The following is a 19,008-nucleotide window of genomic DNA, read 5'->3' on the forward strand; positions in this document are numbered from 1 at the left end:
GAATTTTAAAAAATGCAAGCCAAGGTTGAATTTCGCCAACCTTAAATCATCCAGTCTTCTAAACTTTGAATTTTTCCATTGGCGGTCAAGTGCGCGCCGTCGCAGGGTGGCCGGGACGCCACCCGAAATGCCTGACCCTACCGAATCTGTCATCATCGCCAGCTTTTGCTCGGCTCTCGGGATTTTCGCGATCACGGCCACGGCGCGCAAGCTTCTCGAAAAGCCCTCGCTGGATTTGCCCGAAGAGGAGCCCGTGCCACAGGAAGATGAATGGCCTTACCTGACTCCAACGACAGAAGAAGAACCCCCTCCGCTGCCGGTCGGAAAGGTGCCGACTTGGTTCTACAGGCCACTCGATCTCCTCGGGATCGGCTTCGTTTTTATGACTTTCTTCGGTCTGGTCGTCGCCTCAATCCGCACTGCGGAAAAATCCGACGTCGTGCTCGATTCCGGCGCGCTGATCATTTCCATCGCGTTCCAGTTCATCACCGCCGGGATCGTCACCGCGTTTGTGATCACCCGCATCCGCCCGGTCGAATGGTTGGGACTGAGGTGGAAAAGCTGGCCGTGGGTCTTCCTGATCGCTCCCTGCGCCGTGGTTTTCATGTGGTTGTTTTTCGGCGGACTTCAGGTTTCCGGTTTCATGAAATGGATGGAATCACTGGGAGTGGACTCGGTGCAGGACACCGTCAAACTGCTCCAGGAATCCACCGATCCGCTGGCGCTCGGACTGATGGCCGCCGCCGCCGTCTTCGCCGCGCCGATCTGTGAGGAAATCGTCTTCCGCGGCTATCTCTATCCGGCCGCGAAGAAATTCACCGGGCCGTGGGTCGCCGGCATTTGTTCGGCGCTCGTGTTCGGCGCCGCGCACGGCAGCATGGCCGCGTTGCTTCCGCTGTTCGTGTTCGGCTGCGTCCTCGTTTTCATCTATGAGAAAACCGGTTCCATCTGGGCACCGATGGCGGTGCATTTCTGCTTCAATGGCGCGACCGTTCTTATCCAACTGGCTGTTCGCTATCTGCCCCACGATCTCACGTGAAAACACTGCGCGACATCGGTGAGGACGCGTTGATCGAGCGCCTGGTCCGACTGGTGCCTCGCGATGAAAATCCAACGGCGGCTCCGGGCGACGACTGCGCTGTCATCGATCCCGGTCCCGGCTCCTCCACCCTGTTGCTGCTGAAAACCGACGCGCTGGTCGAGCGCGTTCATTTTCTATCAGACGCTTCCGCCCGCGCCGTCGGTTGGAAATCCGTGGCCCGCGTGATCTCGGATTTCGCCGCGATGGGCGGGCAACCCGGGCATTTCCTCATCACCCTCGCGCTTCCACCCGAAACCACCGTTACGTGGGTGGAAGATCTCTATCGGGGAATCGCGGATTGCTTGGAGAAATTCGGTGGAGTCGTCGCCGGCGGAGAAACCTCGAGCGTTCCCACCGGATCCTCTGCCGTCATTTCCATCGCCGCGACCGGCAGCGTTCTCCGTAATCGGCTCGTGCTGCGTTCCACCGCGAAACCCGGCGATGTGTTGTTCGTCACCGGCTTGTTAGGCGGCTCGATCCACGGCAAACATCTCGATTTCACCCCGCGCATCGAAGCGGCGGACTGGCTGGTTTCGCATTTCAAACCCACGGCGATGATGGATCTATCTGACGGCCTGGCGAAAGACCTGACCCGCATGGCAAAGGCCTCCGGCTGCGGATTCACCATCGGCGAAGCCGCTCTGCCGCTCACGCCAGGCTGCACACCGGCTCAGGCGCTGGGCGACGGTGAGGATTTCGAACTCCTGTTCGCCCTCGAAGCGGAGCGTGCCTCAGAACTGACCGCCACATGGCCTTTTCCGGATCTTCCGCTCACCCGCATCGGGAAAATAGTTAGATCGGGTCAGGGTGAATCCCTAACCGGCGGTTGGGAGCATTTCCTGTAGCGGCGATCACCGGTCGCCGCGCATTCATTTATTGCCCTTCAACTCACGGCGACCGGTGATCGCCGCCACGTCTCAACCCTCCTTTTCACGGATCGCCTCAAGCTCTTCCCAGCGCGTGTAAAGCTTCGCGACCTTCGCTTTGGCGGCATCCAGTTTCTCCACCATTTCCGGGATTTCTGCGAAGCGCTTCGCCTGGAACTCCGGATCATGCAGCAGCGCCTCAATTCCCTCCGCCTCTTGCTCGATTTCGAGGATCGCCGTTTCCATCCCTTCCAGTTCGGCCGTCTCCTTGAACGTCAGCTTGCGGCCCTTCTTCGCGGCCGGTGACGCGGCAGCTGCTTTCTGACGAGCCGCAGCTTCTTTGGCGGCGGCCTGCGCCTGAATCCGTTCCGCAGCTTCGCGGGCCTGGCGTTTTTCCAGATAGTAAGAGTAATTTCCGGCCTGCACCGCGATGCCATTGTCCTCGAACGCGATGATCTGATCACAGATCCGATCGAGGAAATAACGATCATGGGAAACGACGATGACCGAGCCGTCGAACACCGCGAGCGCTTCTTCCAGCATCCGCAGCGAAGGCAGGTCGAGGTCGTTGGTCGGTTCGTCGAGCACGATGACGTTGCCGCCGTTTTTCAGAACCTTGGCCAGCATCAGCCGCGCGCGCTCACCTCCTGATAGAAGATCGACCCGCTCGTTGATGCGCTTGTCGTCGAAGAGGAAACGCCGGAGATAGTTCCGCGCACCGAGCGGCTGGTTGCCGAACATCAGCTTCTCGTTGCCATCGGAAATCTCGTCGAGCAGCGAGCCGGTGCCGTCCAACACCATCCGCGTTTGGTCGATGTAGTTCACCTTCACCCGCTTGCCGGTGACGGCGGTGCCTTCGGTTGGTTCAAGTTGGCCGAGGCAGAGTTTCAACAAGGTGGTTTTCCCCACGCCATTCCGCCCGACGATGCCGGTGCACTGGCCGGGGCGCAGACTCAATGTTAGATTCCGGAACAGCCACCGCGGCGATTTCTCCGAGCCGACATTCACACCGGCGCCTTCCAGTTCGACGACGATGTTTCCCAGATCCGGCGCGGGCGGAATGAGCAGGTCCATTTCCCGTTCCTCGGGTGGAGCCTCCATGCCTTCGATTTCGTAAAACTTGTCCAAACGCGTGCGCTGCTTGGTTCCCCGCGCCTTGACGCCGGATCTAACCCATTCGAGCTCCTCGCGCAGGAACCGCTGGCGGCGACGCTCGGTCTGGCTGGCGATTTGTTGGCGGATCGCCTTCGATTCAAGGAACGCGGTGTAATTTCCCGGATGAGAAAACGCGCGACCCTGATCGATCTCGATAATCCGCGTGGCGATGACATCGAGGAAGTAGCGATCGTGCGTCACGAAGATCACCGCGCCGGGGAAACCCTTCAGATAATCTTCCAACCAGCGGATCGATTCGGCGTCAAGATGGTTCGTCGGCTCGTCGAGCAATAGCAGATCCGGCTGGCAGACGAGCGCCCGGCAGAGAGCGACCCGGCGTTTTTCCCCACCGGATAGAGGACCGACCATCGCGTCCAACGGCGGCGTGCCCAGCGCGGTGGAAATCGATTTGATGCGCGCGTCGAGGTTCCAGCCGTCGGCGTGATCGATGAGGTGAAGCAGATCATTAAGTTCCGCATCGCTGCCCTCGCCATTTTCATAACGGCGGATCGCCTCGACAATGTCAGAGGCTCCCGAAGCGATGTTTTCCTGCACGGTGGTTTCCGAATCGAGCTCGAACTCCTGCGGCAGATACCCGACACGGAGCGCGCGGCGCAGGGAGATTTCCCCGGAGTCCGCCATTTGCTGGCCGGTGAGGATTTTCAGCAGCGAGGTTTTTCCACACCCGTTGCGGCCGACCATGCCGGTTTTCTCCCCTGCGGAAACGGCGAGGGTGACACCGTCGAGCAGCGTTTGGTAACCGTAAGTGAGGCGGATTTCGTTGGCGGAAAGGAGAGCGGACATGAAGCGGCGCGGGTTGTTGCCTATCCGGAGCCAAACGTCCATCCCATTGCGCCCGGGGTTGTCATCCATCTGGCGGCCAGCTAATTTCCGGATTATCAAATGAGGAATCCGCAGCTTCACGCGCTCAATATCGGCACGCTCGCCCTGTGGCTGAGCGTCACCGGATTCGGCGCGGTGGCGGTTTGGGTGCCCGGTTTCACCCACCCGATCACGATTTCCAGTGCGGATGACACCACCGGGGTTGCCGAGGATTTTTCAATTGGCGATTCAACGGACGATCCCGCAGGCGAAACCCTGCAGGCTGATGCTCCGGCGAAATTCACCTCCGAGCCTCTGCCTGCACCACCCGCGTTGACACCGCAGCCCCATTTCGCCCCATTGCCGGAAATCCCGGATTTTCCCGTTCCTGTCGTCAGAACTCCGGCAGGTGCCGGAAGGTCCATCGCCGCCCGCCTCGCCGCCGGCCGGACGCCCGGCCCGTCCTATCCGCCCGAAGCGCGCCGTGCCGGCCAGACGGGAACGGTCGTCGTGCAGTTCACCGTGGACGCCGCGGGTGACATCGCCGACGCATCCGTCTATACCTCCTCCAATTCGAACCTGCTGGACCGCGAGGCATTGAGAACCGTTAGAGCGTGGAAGTTTCCTCCCGGCGATATCATGACCCTGATCCGCCCCATCGTTTTCCAACTCCCCTAAAAACACCGTGCTCGCGAACATCGTCGTAGAAACATTCCTCAAGGGCGGCTGGGTCATGTGGCCCATCCTCGGCACGTTCTTCCTCGCCCTCTGCGTCCTGCTCGACCGCGTGGTCTGGTGGCTCAAGCTCCGGAGCACGCTGCGTTTGGAAAAACAGGAGGACGCCCGCAAAGCCATCGGCAGCGGAGATTTCCAGACCGCTTGGGATCTCGGAAAAAACACCCGGGACCCGTTTCTAACTAATCTTCACGAGGGCATGACTCACGCCAACACCTCGATGCTCGCCGCGATGCAGCTCCACGCCACACACCTTATCGAGAAATCCGAAGCCCGCATGTGGGTCATCAGCACGCTCATTACGCTGGCTCCCTTGTTAGGATTGTTCGGCACTGTCGTCGGCATCATGGGATCGTTCTCCTTCGTCGGTGACGAACAGCTCGCGGCAAGCAAGGTGTCCGGGGGCATCGCCGAGGCGCTCATCGCCACCGCCTGCGGTATCGCCATCGCGATCCTCTGCCTGCTGCCCTACAACTTTTTCCGCAAGCGCGTCTCCGTCCTCCGCGGCTCGCTCGAACGCTGGATCAACCACACCGAACTGCTCGTAAAATCCGCCAAGGAGCACGGCCACGATTTGGAAGCATTTGCTTCCAAGAAACAAGACCGCTCCGCTTCAAGACCCAAGACGCAAGACTGAGATTCTCCCTCTTCGCTTGTCTCTGGATTCTTGATTCTTCCCTCTTAAATCTCCCTATGCCCGTTCAACTCCAAAGCAGCTCCGGCGACGAGGGCGATGAAGCGCGGATCGAAATCATTCCGCTCATCGACATCATGTTTTTCCTGTTAGCCAGTTTCATGCTGGTCAGCCTGAGCATGACGCATCTCCACCGCGTCCCGCTCGCGCTGCCGGAAGCGTCCACCGGCATCCCGGATTCCAAGACCCCGCCGTTCCAGATTTCCATCGATGCCAGCGGTGTGACCACCTGGGACCGGCAGATCGTGACCCTATCGGAAATCACGTCGAAACTGTTGGCGAGCGCCGGCCCCGACGAATCCCGCGTCCTGATTTCCGCCGATGCGGAAGCCCGCCATAAACAGGTCCTCGGCGTGCTCAACGCCGTTCGCGCGGCAGGCATCACGAAAGTCAGCTTCGAGTCAAAGGATCCAACCCGCTGAAGCATGAATCCGCGTTCGCTTCCCATGCTCAACGCCATCGGCTGCCTCATCCTCGCGGCCGTGGTCTTCACGCAATGGAACAAGGAGAGCCGCGCCGAGGACACCATGACCCAACTGCGCGTCGAAGTCGCCGCCGCCAAGCAACTCGCGGACAGCGAAACCAAACGGGCTGCCGATCTGGAGCGCGACATTGCCGTGCTCAAGCAATCTTTCGAAGCCACCCGACTGGCCGCAGTCGCCGCGCAGAAGAGCACCGGCACTTCCGGCATCCAAGGCCAGCTCGACGAAGCCCGCGGACAAATCGAAACGTGGAAAACCTCCATCGCCACCCGCGATGCCAGGATCCAGGATCTGGAGTCGGATCTAACTGCCACCCGCCGCCGCCTTGACGAAGCCATCGTGAAACTCAAGCAGGCAGGCGCTCGTTAGAGGCTGCGCTCGACCGCGGTCAGGACTCGAACGCCAACTCCCCTTCATATCCACAATAACGGACGAGGGATTCGATTTCAGCACGCTCCGAAGCGAGCTCCTTCGGGACGCTTGGCTCCTTGTCGAGGGAACGCCGCAGCATCGCCTTCACGGCGAGATCGAGGTCCGGCGGCAGGGATTGATCCTTGGCGGCCTGCCACATCCGGACGAGCGGATCAAGCTTGGCTTCTATCCGGGCGAAGCGGCAGGCGAGCGGCTCGGGATGATCGAAACAGGAGAATCGCTCCTGCTGTCCGCTGGCCATCACATTGAGTTCGGTTCTCAGGCATTTCTCGCACTCGCCGCAGTTCTTGCGGGGGCCACGTCCTCTCCAACAGACACGGAGATGGCGCTGGACGAGTGGATCATGGCAAAGGTCCGTCAGCTTGGTGGCCCTCAGAATGCCAGATCCGACGTGATGGAAACGCTTCGATCCGGAACTAAACAAAACATCAACGTCCCAGCGGCTGCCGTAAGGAATATCGCGAATGGTCTCGAACGATGAGGAAACATAGATCTCCCCATAACCGCTGATGAGGTGGGCGACTCCGGCCATCGCAAGGCCATGGGTGTTGTTCCAACTGCATTTCCGATAGAACGGCATCTTGCGCAGGTTGGTTTTCAACCGCAGCAGCTTGATCCGGTGGTGACTTCGGATTTCATCCAACGCCGATAGATACACTTCCGACTTCGCCGTATCGGTGAGATCGATGTCGAAGCCATCGACAAACAATAGTGCGTCGGGCGGAGTGCCTTGTCTGATCATCTCGTATAAGGCGTGGAACGAATCCACTCCGCCGGAGAAAAATAACAGCCGCTTCCTCGGCCTCCGTTCGAGGCCGAAACGCCGCCGCCAGCCTGGCCGTTGATCGGTGACGATCTTCGGGATCTTGCCACCCCACCAGCCTGTCATTTTTTCCATCAGCGCCTTCGTATTGGCCGCCCACACTTTGTCGGGTGATGGTTGATCGCGCAGCCGGATTCGGGATCCCGTCGTCATCGCGGGATAGAGGCCGAATGTCGCCCAGGCCTCGGGAGTGGATTTCAATTCGCCGCCCTCCAGTTCGATCCACAGCCACTTGCCATCCACCATCGCCTTCAGTTTTTGCGATGTGCCCGATTTCCGATGTTTGATTTTTCCGAAAACGAGGGAAGGCTGGTCCGGCATCGCGGGATTCAAACCCGGCCACCCGGCGGATACCAATCTTGATTCCAACTCGACGGGGAAATTCTTGCCTTGGTCCCGGACCTGACCCACTGATAGCGGGCATCCGAAACGATGCCGCGACTTCCCGCATGGTTAGAAAGTTACCGCACCCTGCCGAAATGCGTCCTGCTTTTCGTTGCCGGGCAGTTTCTCATCAACCTGATCAACTCGTCGCAATTCCTCCTGCTCAATCTTTTCCTGAAAGCGCGCGGGCTCGATGATCCGTCCATCGCCGCGCTGACATCGCACCGGTTTCTCGCGACCTTTTTCCTGGCCCTTCCTGCGGGGCTTTGGCTTCGCGGAAAACCGCTGCGCAAACCGCTGATCATCGGGTCGGTGTTGTTTCCTTTGACGGCGCTGGCCTCGTTGGAAACGGTCCGGCACGGCCACATGACGGCGGCCTCCGCGTGTTTCGTGGCGATGGGTTTCGCCAACCTGATTCTCAACGTCGCCAACCTGCCGATGATGTTGCGGATGGCCCCGCCGAAACAATCGAGCGAGGCGCTGAGCCTGTTGTTCGCGATGTGGGGCGCGGCCAGCATCTGCGGCGGCGTGCTGTCGAGCGTGCTGCAGGGAATGGGACACTTGGACATGGGGAAATGGCATTTCGTTTTCGACGAACACACAACGCTGCTGGTTCTAACGATCACCGGACTGGCCGCACCGTTTTTCTACGTGACGCTTCCCGATCCGGTTCCGGCAACGATTTCAAAGCGCCACTGGCTGCATGTCCATCGCGAGGATTTCCCGGTGCTGCTGCGGGCGCTGCTGCCCACCCTCTGCATCGCGACGGGAGCCGGTCTGAGCATCCAGTTCCTCAATCTGTTTTTCAGCAGCGTCTATCATCTCAGCTCCGCGACCTATTCGGCTTACGGCTCGGTAAGCTACGTGCTGGTTTTCGTTTTCGGACTGATCGTGCCGGAGGTCAGACGCCGCCTCGGCTGGCGCGGTGCGATTCTCGGTGTCCAGTCCGCCGCAGTCGTGATGCTGGCACTCATGGGGCTAACCGAACTGTGGAAGCACACCGTCTGGGCACTCCCGATGGCGTTGGTGTGTTTCATTTTCCGCCAGCCGCTGATGAACATGGCCGGCCCGTCCACCAGTGAGCTCTCAATGACCTACGTCGGCGAACGCAACCGCGAACTGATGAGCGCCTGCAACGGCGCGATCTGGAGCGGAGCCTGGTGGCTGGCGGCACGGGTGTTCGAAATTTTCCGCACCCACGATCTTCCCTACTGGCAGATTTTCCTAACGACCGCCGTGTTCTATCTCTTCGGCACAGTATCGTATCTGGGCCTGATCCGCAGCGTGGAGAAGCGGGAGTTGGAGGATGCGGTAGCGGAGGTTTCTCCCGAGCAAGGCCAGGTTTAGGAAATCTAACCAACCATCACGGGAACGCCGGATTTCTCACGAACGATTTCCTGGCCACGAGATGGACTGGAACTTTGGTCGAGGTTGTGTCGCCGCGTTTGCGGGTGTCGGTGGTGATCGTGCCTTTGAGTTCGAGGGATTCGTCGAGCATCGTCTGAAGATTCACGACGATCTGACCAGTGAGCTCCACCGAGCCGCCATCCTCACTCCCGTCGGAATGAAAGCCCGCGCCGGTGCTTCGGATGCTGACTTCGATGAGCGCCGACTTGCCGAAAAGCGTATGCCGGATTTGGCGGAGGCGCATGGTGCCGATCGTCTGAGCCTTCGGGAAATCGCGCTCGACGATCATTTTAATCCAAGCCGGATCGAATTCCCAAGACTCACCGAGGTTGACCTCGCGCGCGGGATACCAATCGCGGTTCAGATAGATCTTGAGTTCGTCGATCTCCTTCTGCACACGGACCATCGGGACCGAGCCGTCGAGTTCGAATTTCCAATCGCCCTTCAGGCTTTTCGACATGGCGAACATCTTTCCCACCAGCGGACTTTTATCGTCGAGATTCTCAGTGTGGCCATCGATGACAGTTTTCGTACTGGTGGAAATCTTGTCCACCTTCACCATGCCGCGGCGGGTGCCATCGGCGGCGGGATCGCGGAAGGTCCAGACGAGATCGCGATCACGGGTGATGAGGATGGTGCCCGTGCTGGTTTTCCCGGCAACGGTTTTGCTGATGGTCCCCCCGGCAGTGTCGGAATGAGTGACGAGGCGGACGCTCTCACCGGCCTTGCCACGGACCGGACCGAACACGATGCCGGCGGAAGCGGTGGAGCAAAATGCCGCGAAAACCAGAGCAGATAGAATGGAGTGGGAGCGCATCATAGGCGGCGAGATTCCCGCGTCGGGGATTTGCGGTCAATCTCAATCGGGGCGGGGAGTAGCGCGAGTTGGAGGAGGGTTGACGTGCCGTCAACCCGGGTGGGCCGAAGTCCCACCCTCCTTAGCGTTCGATGGTGAAGCCGGTACAGTTTTCCAGTAGTGGAATTTTCACTGCAATTAGATTTTTGATGTGGTGGGCGACGTTGGATTCCTCGGCGATTTCCTTAATGAAGGATTCGACTTCGTCGGGCTCGCCCATCACCTGGAGTTCGACGCTGCCATCGGCGAGGTTTTTCACCCAGCCGCAAACATCGAAGCCGCGCGAGAGGTCCTTGACGGTGTAGCGGAAGCCGACGCCTTGGACGCGGCCTTCGAAGATCACTCGTTTCGCCAACATGAAATCGTCCGGCGGATCAATGGGCTCCGGACTTGATCGAACCGTCCTCTTTGAACGGATTTGATTCGAGGGCCGACGACTTGATGCCGAAGACCTGCTCGAAGGTTTTTCCGGGAAGCAGGTTGTAGGCGATGGGCGCGCTGCGCTTGCCTTCCGCGTCGTAGATGTAAACGAGCTTTTGCACGGGCATTTCCTTGCCGGTGTTAGGATTGATGCGCTTCACCCGCGAGTCGAACATCAGTTCCTCGACCAGCAGGCCGGTGACGCGGTGATAGCCGTAGCTGACTTTGAACAACTCTTCATTGAGACCGTCACGGATCTTGCAGCCGAGCGGGTTGCCGTTTGCGTCCATCTTGTAGGTGGTCAGCATGGTGAGGACTCCGTTAGGAGAAAAGGTTTTCTTGGTGAGCGTCTTGTTGTCGGGGCTGCGGATGAAGACGGACTTGGAGCCGTCCTCGTGACGCATGAAGCGGACGTTGGGGCCTTCGACGTCTTCCATGTCGCTCGCTCGGCAGGGAGCGGCGAGAAGCAGCAGGGCGATGGCGATCCACAGGTTTTTCAAAGTTGCCAGCAGGTTCATAGGACACAAACTAGGACTCCCGGGCGGACGCTGCAAGCCGCCATTTTCCACCATGATCTGGACCACCCGACGAAGCGCGATGGACCTCACCCGCCGCGCGCGGGTGATGGGAATACTCAATGTGACGCCGGACTCCTTCTCGGACGGTGGCGTACATTGCGGGGTGGAAACAGCGTTGTCGCACGCCCGCCGGATGATTTTGGAAGGAGCGGAGCTGATCGACATCGGCGGGGAATCGACCCGTCCCGGTGCGGAGGCGGTGCCGGAGGAGGTGGAAATTGCAAGGACCGCGCCGGTGATTTCCGCGCTGCGGAAGGAATGGGACGGCGTGATTTCCATTGATACGTCAAAGTCCGCCGTGGCGAAGGCGGCGATTGCTGCCGGGGCAGATGTGGTGAACGACGTGAGCGGACTGCTGGCGGATCCGGCGATGGCGGAAGTGTGCGCCGCAAGCGGAGTCGGCGTGGTGGTGATGCACATGCAGGGCAGTCCGCGGACGATGCAGCAGTCGCCCGTCTACTCGGATGTCGTGGCGGAGGTGAGGGCGTTTTTCGAGGAGCGGTTGGAAACTCTCAAGGCGGCGGGCATCGCGGCCGGGGCGCTGTGTTTCGATCCGGGCATCGGATTCGGGAAGAACCTGGAGCACAATCTCGCGCTGCTTCGATCGCTGGATGAAATTTCAGCGGACGGACGGCCGCTGTTGTTGGGAGTGTCCCGGAAATCGTTCATCGGGAAAATTCTCGGCTGCGACGATCTCGACTGCCGCGAATGGCCGACGGTCGCCATCACTTCGAATGCCCGGGAAAAAGGAGTCATGCTCCACCGGGTGCATTCCGTGCGGGCGAATCACGAAGCGCTCCGGATGATGGAGGCGATTCTCGGCGCGGGACGTTCCGCGACGGATTAGTTCGACGGCGCGGGTGCCGGCTTGCGGCCGACGGCGAAGCGGTATTTGCCAATGGCTTCGACAACGCCAGTGGCGATGGCGGTCTGATAGGCTTCGTTTTCGATCAGCCTGGCCTCATACGGATGACTCATGAATCCGCCTTCGAGCAGGATCGCGGGATGGCGGACGCCGGAAAGCACGCTGAAACGCGCGCGTTTGATTCCGCGATCGAGAGTGTTCTTGCCGAGCTTCCAGAGGATGGTGCCGTGGACGGCGGTGGCGAGCGCGATGTTCGCCGAGTCATGCTCGTTACCAGCGCGGGTCTGGTTGTCGGATTCCTTGAAATCGCTGCCGTAGTGAGACACGCCCGGAGGCGACAGGGTGAAGGTTTCCACACCACGTGCGGAGCGTCCGCCGGAGTTGAAATGGATGCTGACGTAAACGGCGTTTTCCTTGACGGCATTGGCGAAGTCCACGCGCTCCTGAAGTGACTGATAGATGTCGGTATCGCGGGTCATGACGACTTTGTAGCCTTTTTCCTCCAGCCGTTTTTTCACCATGCCGGCGACCTTGACGTTGTAGTTCGCCTCGGTGCCGAAGGGATTGGTGGCACCCGGGTCTTTTCCGCCGTGGCCGGGATCGAGAATGACCGTGCGGAAGTCACCGGCGTTGGGAATGAAATTGGGGCGCAGGACGGGATCGATCAGTTTCCCGAGATCAACCCGCGAGACATAGATTTTTTCACCCTGGGCCTCGATGTTATTGCTGAAAACGAATTTCACGTTGTTCATCAGGCATTCGTTGCCGCCAACCTTGAGCAGCATTTTGACCTTCGGATTTTCCAACACCACCGAACCACCGGAGCGGGAGACCTTGGTGAAATTATAAAAGGTCTTGATGCTGTCGATGGAGACATACTCGCGGCCGTCGATCTTGATGACTTCCCAGCCGGCGACGGGCGCGGCGGATGCCATCGGGACGAGGTTCACGGTCATGAACATCAGCAGCACCGCCACGCGCTGGAGCCAGGTAAACAGGCTGACGGATTGTTCCATTGAAAGAGTAGGCTGCACGGGTTTCAGAGGTTTGTACCAATTCAAAAAACGAATGACAACCCCGTTTGTCGGTGGAATCGGCGCGATTACACGCTTCGCCGGCCCTGCATGGCGCGCATGAGCGTGAGTTCGTCGGCATGTTCCAGACCGCCACCCGCAGGAAGTCCCTGCGCGATACGGGTAAGCTTGCAGTTCCTCCCACGCAACAGATCGACCAAGTAATTCGCCGTCGCCTCCCCTTCGACATCCGAACCGAGCGCGAGGATGACCTCGATTTCCTCCGGTGCCGCCTCGATCCGCCGGACCAGCGACGGGATCCGCAAGTCTTCGGGCGATACCCTGTCGAGCGGCGAAAGTTTTCCACCCATGCAATGATAGCGGCCGCGGAAAGCACCTGAACGTTCGAGCGGCAGCACATCGGTCGCCTGTTCGACCACACACAGGATGCGATCGTCACGCGTCGGATCCTCGCACACGTCACAGCCTTCCGCCGTGGCGAAAAATCCACACACCGGGCACGGCCTCACTGCTTCCCTGGCAGCTAACAGCGACTCCGCCAGCGGTGCGGAATTCGCTTTCGGGCTTTGCAACAACCACACCGCGATGCGTTCGGCGCTGCGCGGGCCGACACCGGGAAGCCGCTTGAGCTCGCCGATCAGCGCTTTGACGGGTTCGGGGAAATCAACGCGTTTCATCGGACGGATCAGTGGCGGGTTTCACGAAATTTTCATCGCAGTCCATTCGGTGATTTCCCGCATAGACCAAGGCGCAGACGCCTGACCACAGCGTGGCGATCCATGGCATTGCGATTTCGGGAGCATGCGCGGCCAGACTCAAAACAGGAGCCCATCCGGCCACGACGACCAGCGCCGTCAGCCACAACATCACCCGCCGCCAGCCTCCCGGAACACTCAAGATCGAGAACGAAAGCCCGAAGGCGAAAACAAACGCCGCCAACCACAGCGACCATTCGGGCAGCGATTTGGGAAACGTCTCCAGCTTGCCGTGAGAGACCATTTTCGAAATCAAAAGATCCAACCGATTCATGATGCCGAGCACACTCAATCCAGCCACCAGCAGCAGCGAAAGCGAACCCATGATGGTCGCCGGGACCAGCACATGTCCGGCAGGTCGGGGTTTCGTGACGGCTCTCCTGCTCATCGGATTTCAGACCTCCTGCCGGTTGCGGGTGTTGGCTTGAGCGGGTGATCGGGCGACATCGCTGTCAGCAAACTCCGCCCGGGCGCTCCTGTCAACCGGCTGTCCACGCATGACCTATCCGATGAAACTAGGCACAGATTCCGCTATCCGGGGGCACTCACGTTACCGGATCGCCACCAATCACTCCTTGTGCGCGCCGACCTGCCAGCCACCCTGCCGTTCATTTTTTCATGTCCTCCCAATCTTCCCGCCGCCGTCTTTATTTCGCCACCGGTTTTCTATTTGTCACCACCGCCGGGCTCTTGTGGTTGGCGCGAAATGAATCTCCATCCCACCCGGCCACGGTGAAATCCACTCCGAACGGCGCTCCGGAAATTTCCCCGGATGACTCAATGCCCCGGGTCGCCAAGGTTGCGAAAAAACACGCCGTCCCCGCCGCACAGCAGATCGACTCGGAGGAAACCTGGGATTTCAACCTCGGCGGACAGCCGCTCTCGATCACCCTCGCCCTGGACGAAGCCGTTCTCCGCGATGCCGATGGCAAGGAAACCGTCGCCAAGCTAACACCTCCGGCGACTCAGGAAACCCTACCCGCCCGTCTCGCCGAACTCAGTGCGCCCGGCGGAGTTTTCCCCGTCGCCTATCTCGCCGGGAAAGAGCGCTCCGTCGCCACCCGCCGCATCGTCACTCCCGACCTCCGCGTCCAACTCGATGCCGCTGCTGCGGAAAATGTCGCCGCACAAAACCAGCTCGTCATCAAGGACCGTCCGTCCTACGCCCCCGGTTGGGTCATCATGAGTGCGAAAAATCCCTTCGCCGCGCTCGATGCCATGATCAACCTCCGCGCTGTTAGCGATGTCGCTTCCGCCGATGTCCTGCTCGCCATCCAGCACAGCCTGCGCACCCTGCCTAACGATCCGCTTGTCACCAGCCAATGGCACTTGAAACAATCCGGCACAGCGGTCGCCGGCTCGGACCTCAATATTGAAACCGCTTGGAACTACCCTTCCGCCACCGGCAACCGCGGCACCGGCATCCGAATCGGCATCGTCGATGACGGTCTTGAAACCGGCCACCCCGACCTGGCTCCGAACGTCGATCTCGTCAACGACAAGGACTGGAACGGCGGCGATGCGGATCCCAACCCCGGTAGCGGCGACGATCACGGCACTTCCTGCGCCGGAAATGCCGCGGCTAGAGGTAACAACGGCATCGGAGTCTCCGGCACCGCGCCCGAAGCCACTCTTGTCGGCATGCGCCTCATCGCCGCCGCCGTGACCGACGCTCAGGAGGCCGAGGCCGTGACCTACCTTCCCGACCTCATTCAAATCAAAACCAACAGCTGGGGCCCTGCGGACGATGGCACCGCTCTCGATGGCCCCGGCCCGCTCACCATCGCCGCCCTCCAAACCGCCGCCACCACCGGTCGCGGCGGCAAGGGCAGCATCATCCTCTGGGCGGGTGGAAATGGCGGCAATGTCAGTGACAATTCCAACTACGACGCCTACGCGAATTCCATTTACACCATCGCCATCGGAGCCACCGACAGTTTCGGTCGCCGCTCGTACTACAGCGAACCCGGCAGCAATCTCGTCGTCTGCGCTCCGTCAAGCGGCCGCTATACCACGTCCGCCGCCACCAGCGCCCTCGGCATCACCACCGTGGACCGATCCGGAGCGTTGGGCTATAACAGCGGATCCACTTCGGGAGAAATCGCGGACGCGAACTATACCCAGACGTTTGGCGGCACATCGTCTGCCACTCCCACCGCAGCGGGTATCGTCGCCCTGATGTTGGAGAAAAATCCCAACCTCGGCTGGCGTGACGTTCAGGAAATTTTCATCCGCACCGCAGTCCTGCCACCCGCCTCTACCGGCTGGGTGACGAATGCCAGTGGCTTCCATTTCAGCCACGACTTCGGTGCTGGCCTCATCGATGCGACTGCCGCCGTCAATCTGGCAGGCACCTGGACCAATCTTCCCGCGCAAACTTCCACCACCTCCACCCGGACCGGTCTGACCACCGCTATCCTTAACAACAGCGCGACCGGAGCTTCCACCACTTTTGATCTTTCCGCGTCGAACATCCGCGTCGAACAGGTCACGCTGAAGCTCAGCGCCACCCACAGCTACCGCGGCAATCTCGTTGTCACCCTCACCTCGCCAGGCGGCATGGCCAGCACGCTTGCCGAAGTCCACGGCGATGATAACGCTAACTACTCGAACTGGATCTTCAGCTCGGTTCGCAACTGGGGCGAGATTTCCACCGGCACCTGGACGCTCAAGGTCGCCGATCTCAGTTCGACCGGCAACACCGCCGGCGGCACGCTAACAGGCGCGGAACTCAAGGTGTTTGGTTCGCCGGGCACTCCGGTCAATCCAGCACCGCTCGCCCAGATCACCCAACCCACCGATGGCCAGGTCTTCAGCCCCGGCACGCCTGTGACGGTGAACGTCTCCGCCAGTGATCTGACGGTTGGCAACGCGGCGGGCGTCGTCAGTCAGGTCGAACTTTTCGATAACAACGTCTCGCTCGGTACCGACAGCACCGCTCCCTATTCGTTCGGTTATTCTCCCGCTTTGGGAAATCATTCGCTCGTCGCCAAGGCCACCGACAGCGAGGGCGCCGTCGGCACTTCCGTTTCCGTCAATTTCACCGTGACAAATCAAGCGCCGGTCATCACCGCCGCCACGCTATCAGCCACCAGCCAGTCCTACAGCGATGTTCCTCTAACCGTCACTTCGGTCACCGCGTCCGATCCGGAAGGCAGCACCCTGACCTACACCTATCAGTGGCAGTCCAGCGTCAACCAGACGGTCTATGCGGATGAACCCGGTGCCACCACCGGCACCGCGCCCGCCTTATCAGGAAAGCTCCTCCGCTGCGTGATCACCGCCTCAGACGGGACCTCCGGCAGCAATGCCTTCACCACCTCATCCGTCAATCTTCTCACCCGTCCCGGCACCACCGCAGCCACCGGCACCGCCTATTCCTACACCAGCGGCCTTGTCCTGCGTGGAACCGATTCCGCGCTATCACGCCGCGCCATCATCAACGAATTCAGCCAGGGACCGTCCGGGAGTTCCTCCGAATGGATCGAAATCCTCACCCTCCAAGCTGGCAGCCTCGCCTACTGGGACCTCCACGATGTGGCGGGAAACACGCTCGTTTTCCTCGATGATCCGGTGTGGGATAACATCCCCGCCGGCACGCTCATCGTGGTTTACAACGGCGCTTCCAAGGATCCGCTCCTCCCTGCCGACGATCTCGACCCTTCCGATGGTCGGATGGTCGTCAGCAGCACCAATCCAGCTTATTTCGAGGCCACCTACGACGCCTGGCTTCCGTTAGGCAACAGCGGCGACTCCATTTTCCTCGCCGACGACACGCAAGCCGTCATCGCATCCGTCGCCTATGGCAACAGCACCGCCACTACTCCCAACGTCGGCAGTGTCGGCAGCACGAAATCCGCTTATTTCGCCGGAGACACCGACGCCGGTGCGAACCTCGCTGCCAACTGGCGCGTCACCACCTCGCTAACAGCCCGCAATCTCCGCGCCGCCGGAGATCTGTTCATCTCGGAATATGTCGAGGGCTCGGGCAACAACAAGGCCTTGGAAATCTACAATCCAACCGGCACGGCAGTCGATCTCACCGCCGCAGTCTACAAGGTCGAACTCTACTACAATGGTTCCGCCACCGCCGGAGCCACTTTGAATCTAACCGGGACCCTCGCTCCGTTTTCCACCTATGTGTTGAAAAACAACTCCACCACCGGCGCGATCAGCACCGTCACCGCCCAACTTTCCAACATCAATGTGAACTTCAATGGCGACGATGCCATTGTCCTGAAAAAAGGTACCACCGTCGTGGACAGCTTCGGACAGGTCGGCACCGACCCTGGCAGCGCATGGACATCAGGAGCCGTCACCACGGTTGATAAAACCCTGCGCCGGAAATCCACCATCACCCAAGGTGACGTCATTTCCAACGACGCCTTCAATCCCGCCACCGAATGGGATGTCTTCCCGGTCGATACGCTCGACGGCCTGGGCAGCCACAACACCGGCAGCTCACCCCTATCACTTACGCTATCCATCACTCCCACGACCTTCGCTGAAAATGTCGGAGCATCGGCGGCCACCGGAACCGTTAGCATCGCCGCAGCCCTCGGTGCTCCGCTCACCATCACGCTCGGATCGTCCGACACCAGCGAGGCCACCGTGCCCGCCACCGTCACCATCGCCGCAGGTCAGACCAGCAGCCCCACCTTCGCCATCGCGGCGGTCGATGATCTGATTTCCGATGGTCCGCAGCCAGTCACTCTAACTGCATCAACCTCCGGATACACGGACGGCGCGGCGGTGATTACCGTCACCGACAACGAACCGACCGTCGAAGGTGTCACCCCCGCCGCCGCGAACAATGGAGCCAATTCAACCTTCGTCACCGCCATTCGCAACGGCAGTCTCAACAGCCCGGCGTTGTTCCGCATTGGAGTCGGTGCCACGATTCCCACCGCGCTCACCATCGACCCGGTCACCGGCGTTCTGAGCGGCACCCTCGCCTTCAGCAATCCGCCCGGCGATTACCTCATTGTCATCGAGCGCTACAATACCCTCGGCGAAACTGTTTCCCAGTCCTACACGCTCACCCTCAGCGCCGGAGCCTCTGACACTTATGCCGCTTGGATTTCCAACTATCCCGAAGTCGGCACGGCCACCGCACTGGGAGATGATTCCGATCACGACGGCCTGCCTAACGGAATTGAAAACTACCTCGGCACCCAGCCTGACATCAGCAACCCCGGTCTCAGCCAGATCTCCGCCACCGCCAGCACCCTCGTCTTCCGCCACAGCCGTTCCAACAGTCCCGCTTCGGATCTAACTGCCAGCTACGAATGGTCCAGCAATCTCGTCACCTGGTATCCCTCGGCCGCCACCGACGGCGGAACCACCGTGACCATCGCCACCAGCACGATCACCGACACCTCCGCCCCGGACAACGACCTGATCGAAGTCACCGCCACCCTCACCGGCACCCCGGAACCACAGATCTTCGTCCGGCTCAAAGCGGTCAAGCCGTGAGGTGATTACGGAGGTTCTGTCGTCCCGATGGAATTGGGAAATGGCGGGTCCGGACAGGCCGGGGTCTTTCGAAGGACTTGACCGGTCACGCGATGCAGGCCTTGGTGGGTGGGGTCCCGCGGCGGAGCACGATCCTTCGCTTGA

17 protein-coding genes are annotated in these 19,008 nt (G+C 60.4%); 9 read left to right on the forward strand and 8 right to left on the reverse strand.

Going from position 1 to position 19,008, the window contains the following annotated elements:
• Positions 1 to 127 precede the first annotated feature (127 nt).
• Both ABIQ96_RS02025 and ABIQ96_RS02030 read left to right on the forward strand, forming a co-directional pair.
• Entirely contained in the window at positions 128 to 1,039 is a 912-nt protein-coding gene (locus ABIQ96_RS02025; protein WP_348212867.1) for a type II CAAX endopeptidase family protein, read from the forward strand.
• The gene (locus ABIQ96_RS02030) at positions 1,036 to 1,926 is read left to right on the forward strand and encodes a thiamine-phosphate kinase (protein WP_348212868.1); all 891 of its coding nucleotides are present in this window, start codon (positions 1,036 to 1,038) and stop codon (positions 1,924 to 1,926) included. The genes ABIQ96_RS02025 and ABIQ96_RS02030 overlap by 4 nt, the downstream gene beginning before the upstream one ends.
• A 72-nt stretch (positions 1,927 to 1,998) precedes the next feature.
• Here the strand turns inward: ABIQ96_RS02030 and ABIQ96_RS02035 are convergent, their stop codons facing one another.
• The gene (locus ABIQ96_RS02035) at positions 1,999 to 3,906 is read right to left on the reverse strand and encodes an ABC-F family ATP-binding cassette domain-containing protein (protein WP_348212869.1); all 1,908 of its coding nucleotides are present in this window, start codon (positions 3,904 to 3,906) and stop codon (positions 1,999 to 2,001) included.
• A 99-nt stretch (positions 3,907 to 4,005) separates the two neighbouring features.
• Here ABIQ96_RS02035 and ABIQ96_RS02040 point away from each other — a divergent pair, with 99 nt between their 5' ends.
• The 4 genes from ABIQ96_RS02040 to ABIQ96_RS02055 are packed head-to-tail and all read left to right on the forward strand — an operon-like array spanning position 4,006 to position 6,204.
• Positions 4,006 to 4,602, forward strand: coding sequence for an energy transducer TonB (locus tag ABIQ96_RS02040; protein ID WP_348212870.1), 597 nt, complete (start codon positions 4,006 to 4,008; stop codon positions 4,600 to 4,602).
• Positions 4,603 to 4,609: 7 nt separating this feature from the next.
• Entirely contained in the window at positions 4,610 to 5,296 is a 687-nt protein-coding gene (locus ABIQ96_RS02045; protein WP_348212871.1) for a MotA/TolQ/ExbB proton channel family protein, read from the forward strand.
• Positions 5,297 to 5,352: 56 nt separating this feature from the next.
• Complete coding sequence (locus ABIQ96_RS02050) at positions 5,353 to 5,775, forward strand: biopolymer transporter ExbD (RefSeq protein WP_348212872.1); 423 nt, start codon at positions 5,353 to 5,355, stop codon at positions 5,773 to 5,775.
• Between the two features lie 3 nt (positions 5,776 to 5,778).
• Entirely contained in the window at positions 5,779 to 6,204 is a 426-nt protein-coding gene (locus tag ABIQ96_RS02055) for a hypothetical protein (protein WP_348212873.1), read from the forward strand.
• A 19-nt stretch (positions 6,205 to 6,223) separates the two neighbouring features.
• Here ABIQ96_RS02055 and ABIQ96_RS02060 read toward each other — a convergent pair whose 3' ends face one another.
• Entirely contained in the window at positions 6,224 to 7,411 is a 1,188-nt protein-coding gene (locus tag ABIQ96_RS02060; protein WP_348212874.1) for a hypothetical protein, read from the reverse strand.
• 111 nt (positions 7,412 to 7,522) lie between these two features.
• Between ABIQ96_RS02060 and ABIQ96_RS02065 the strand changes: the two genes are divergently transcribed.
• The gene (locus ABIQ96_RS02065) at positions 7,523 to 8,821 is read left to right on the forward strand and encodes an MFS transporter (protein WP_348212875.1); all 1,299 of its coding nucleotides are present in this window, start codon (positions 7,523 to 7,525) and stop codon (positions 8,819 to 8,821) included.
• Between the two features lie 16 nt (positions 8,822 to 8,837).
• Here ABIQ96_RS02065 and ABIQ96_RS02070 read toward each other — a convergent pair whose 3' ends face one another.
• The 3 genes from ABIQ96_RS02070 to ABIQ96_RS02080 form a co-directional block, all read right to left on the reverse strand.
• Positions 8,838 to 9,701 carry a hypothetical protein gene (locus tag ABIQ96_RS02070; RefSeq protein ID WP_348212876.1) on the reverse strand — a complete coding sequence of 288 codons (864 nt, stop codon included), beginning with the start codon at positions 9,699 to 9,701 and terminating at the stop codon, positions 8,838 to 8,840.
• Between the two features lie 118 nt (positions 9,702 to 9,819).
• Entirely contained in the window at positions 9,820 to 10,095 is a 276-nt protein-coding gene (locus ABIQ96_RS02075; protein WP_348212877.1) for an acylphosphatase, read from the reverse strand.
• Positions 10,096 to 10,111: 16 nt separating this feature from the next.
• Positions 10,112 to 10,675, reverse strand: coding sequence for a hypothetical protein (locus ABIQ96_RS02080; RefSeq protein ID WP_348212878.1), 564 nt, complete (start codon positions 10,673 to 10,675; stop codon positions 10,112 to 10,114).
• Between the two features lie 52 nt (positions 10,676 to 10,727).
• On the opposite strand from ABIQ96_RS02080, the gene folP reads away from it, so the two are divergent.
• Positions 10,728 to 11,582 carry a dihydropteroate synthase gene (gene folP, locus ABIQ96_RS02085; RefSeq protein WP_348212879.1) on the forward strand — a complete coding sequence of 285 codons (855 nt, stop codon included), beginning with the start codon at positions 10,728 to 10,730 and terminating at the stop codon, positions 11,580 to 11,582.
• Here folP and ABIQ96_RS02090 read toward each other — a convergent pair.
• The 3 genes from ABIQ96_RS02090 to ABIQ96_RS02100 form a co-directional block, all read right to left on the reverse strand.
• Positions 11,579 to 12,634 carry an N-acetylmuramoyl-L-alanine amidase gene (locus ABIQ96_RS02090; protein ID WP_348212880.1) on the reverse strand — a complete coding sequence of 352 codons (1,056 nt, stop codon included), beginning with the start codon at positions 12,632 to 12,634 and terminating at the stop codon, positions 11,579 to 11,581. The genes folP and ABIQ96_RS02090 overlap by 4 nt on opposite strands.
• A 68-nt stretch (positions 12,635 to 12,702) precedes the next feature.
• On the reverse strand, positions 12,703 to 13,311 hold the full coding sequence (recR, locus tag ABIQ96_RS02095; protein WP_348212881.1) for a recombination mediator RecR: 609 nt from the start codon (positions 13,309 to 13,311) through the stop codon (positions 12,703 to 12,705).
• Entirely contained in the window at positions 13,298 to 13,777 is a 480-nt protein-coding gene (locus tag ABIQ96_RS02100) for a hypothetical protein (RefSeq protein WP_348212882.1), read from the reverse strand. The genes recR and ABIQ96_RS02100 overlap by 14 nt, the downstream gene beginning before the upstream one ends.
• Positions 13,778 to 14,007: 230 nt before the next feature.
• Between ABIQ96_RS02100 and ABIQ96_RS02105 the strand changes: the two genes are divergently transcribed.
• Complete coding sequence (locus ABIQ96_RS02105; RefSeq protein WP_348212883.1) at positions 14,008 to 18,864, forward strand: S8 family serine peptidase; 4,857 nt, start codon at positions 14,008 to 14,010, stop codon at positions 18,862 to 18,864.
• Positions 18,865 to 19,008: the final 144 nt, after the last annotated feature.

Origin of the sequence: Luteolibacter sp. (genome assembly GCF_039920825.1) — a bacterium.
Taxonomy (GTDB): Bacteria; Verrucomicrobiota; Verrucomicrobiia; order Verrucomicrobiales; family Akkermansiaceae; genus Luteolibacter.

What these genes read in the sequence shown, in the direction of transcription:
- ABIQ96_RS02025 (WP_348212867.1), top strand. Translation starts at nt 128, where the DNA reads ATGCCTGACCCTACCGAATCTGTCATCATCGCCAGCTTTTGCTCGGCT.
- ABIQ96_RS02035 (WP_348212869.1), bottom strand. Translation starts at nt 3,906, where the DNA reads ATGTCCGCTCTCCTTTCCGCCAACGAAATCCGCCTCACTTACGGTTAC.
- ABIQ96_RS02040 (WP_348212870.1), top strand. Translation starts at nt 4,006, where the DNA reads ATGAGGAATCCGCAGCTTCACGCGCTCAATATCGGCACGCTCGCCCTG.
- ABIQ96_RS02050 (WP_348212872.1), top strand. Translation starts at nt 5,353, where the DNA reads ATGCCCGTTCAACTCCAAAGCAGCTCCGGCGACGAGGGCGATGAAGCG.
- ABIQ96_RS02055 (WP_348212873.1), top strand. Translation starts at nt 5,779, where the DNA reads ATGAATCCGCGTTCGCTTCCCATGCTCAACGCCATCGGCTGCCTCATC.
- ABIQ96_RS02060 (WP_348212874.1), bottom strand. Translation starts at nt 7,411, where the DNA reads ATGCCGGACCAGCCTTCCCTCGTTTTCGGAAAAATCAAACATCGGAAA.
- ABIQ96_RS02065 (WP_348212875.1), top strand. Translation starts at nt 7,523, where the DNA reads ATGCCGCGACTTCCCGCATGGTTAGAAAGTTACCGCACCCTGCCGAAA.
- ABIQ96_RS02070 (WP_348212876.1), bottom strand. Translation starts at nt 9,701, where the DNA reads ATGATGCGCTCCCACTCCATTCTATCTGCTCTGGTTTTCGCGGCATTT.
- ABIQ96_RS02075 (WP_348212877.1), bottom strand. Translation starts at nt 10,095, where the DNA reads ATGTTGGCGAAACGAGTGATCTTCGAAGGCCGCGTCCAAGGCGTCGGC.
- ABIQ96_RS02080 (WP_348212878.1), bottom strand. Translation starts at nt 10,675, where the DNA reads ATGAACCTGCTGGCAACTTTGAAAAACCTGTGGATCGCCATCGCCCTG.
- folP (WP_348212879.1), top strand. Translation starts at nt 10,728, where the DNA reads ATGATCTGGACCACCCGACGAAGCGCGATGGACCTCACCCGCCGCGCG.
- recR (WP_348212881.1), bottom strand. Translation starts at nt 13,311, where the DNA reads ATGAAACGCGTTGATTTCCCCGAACCCGTCAAAGCGCTGATCGGCGAG.
- ABIQ96_RS02100 (WP_348212882.1), bottom strand. Translation starts at nt 13,777, where the DNA reads ATGAGCAGGAGAGCCGTCACGAAACCCCGACCTGCCGGACATGTGCTG.
- ABIQ96_RS02105 (WP_348212883.1), top strand. Translation starts at nt 14,008, where the DNA reads ATGTCCTCCCAATCTTCCCGCCGCCGTCTTTATTTCGCCACCGGTTTT.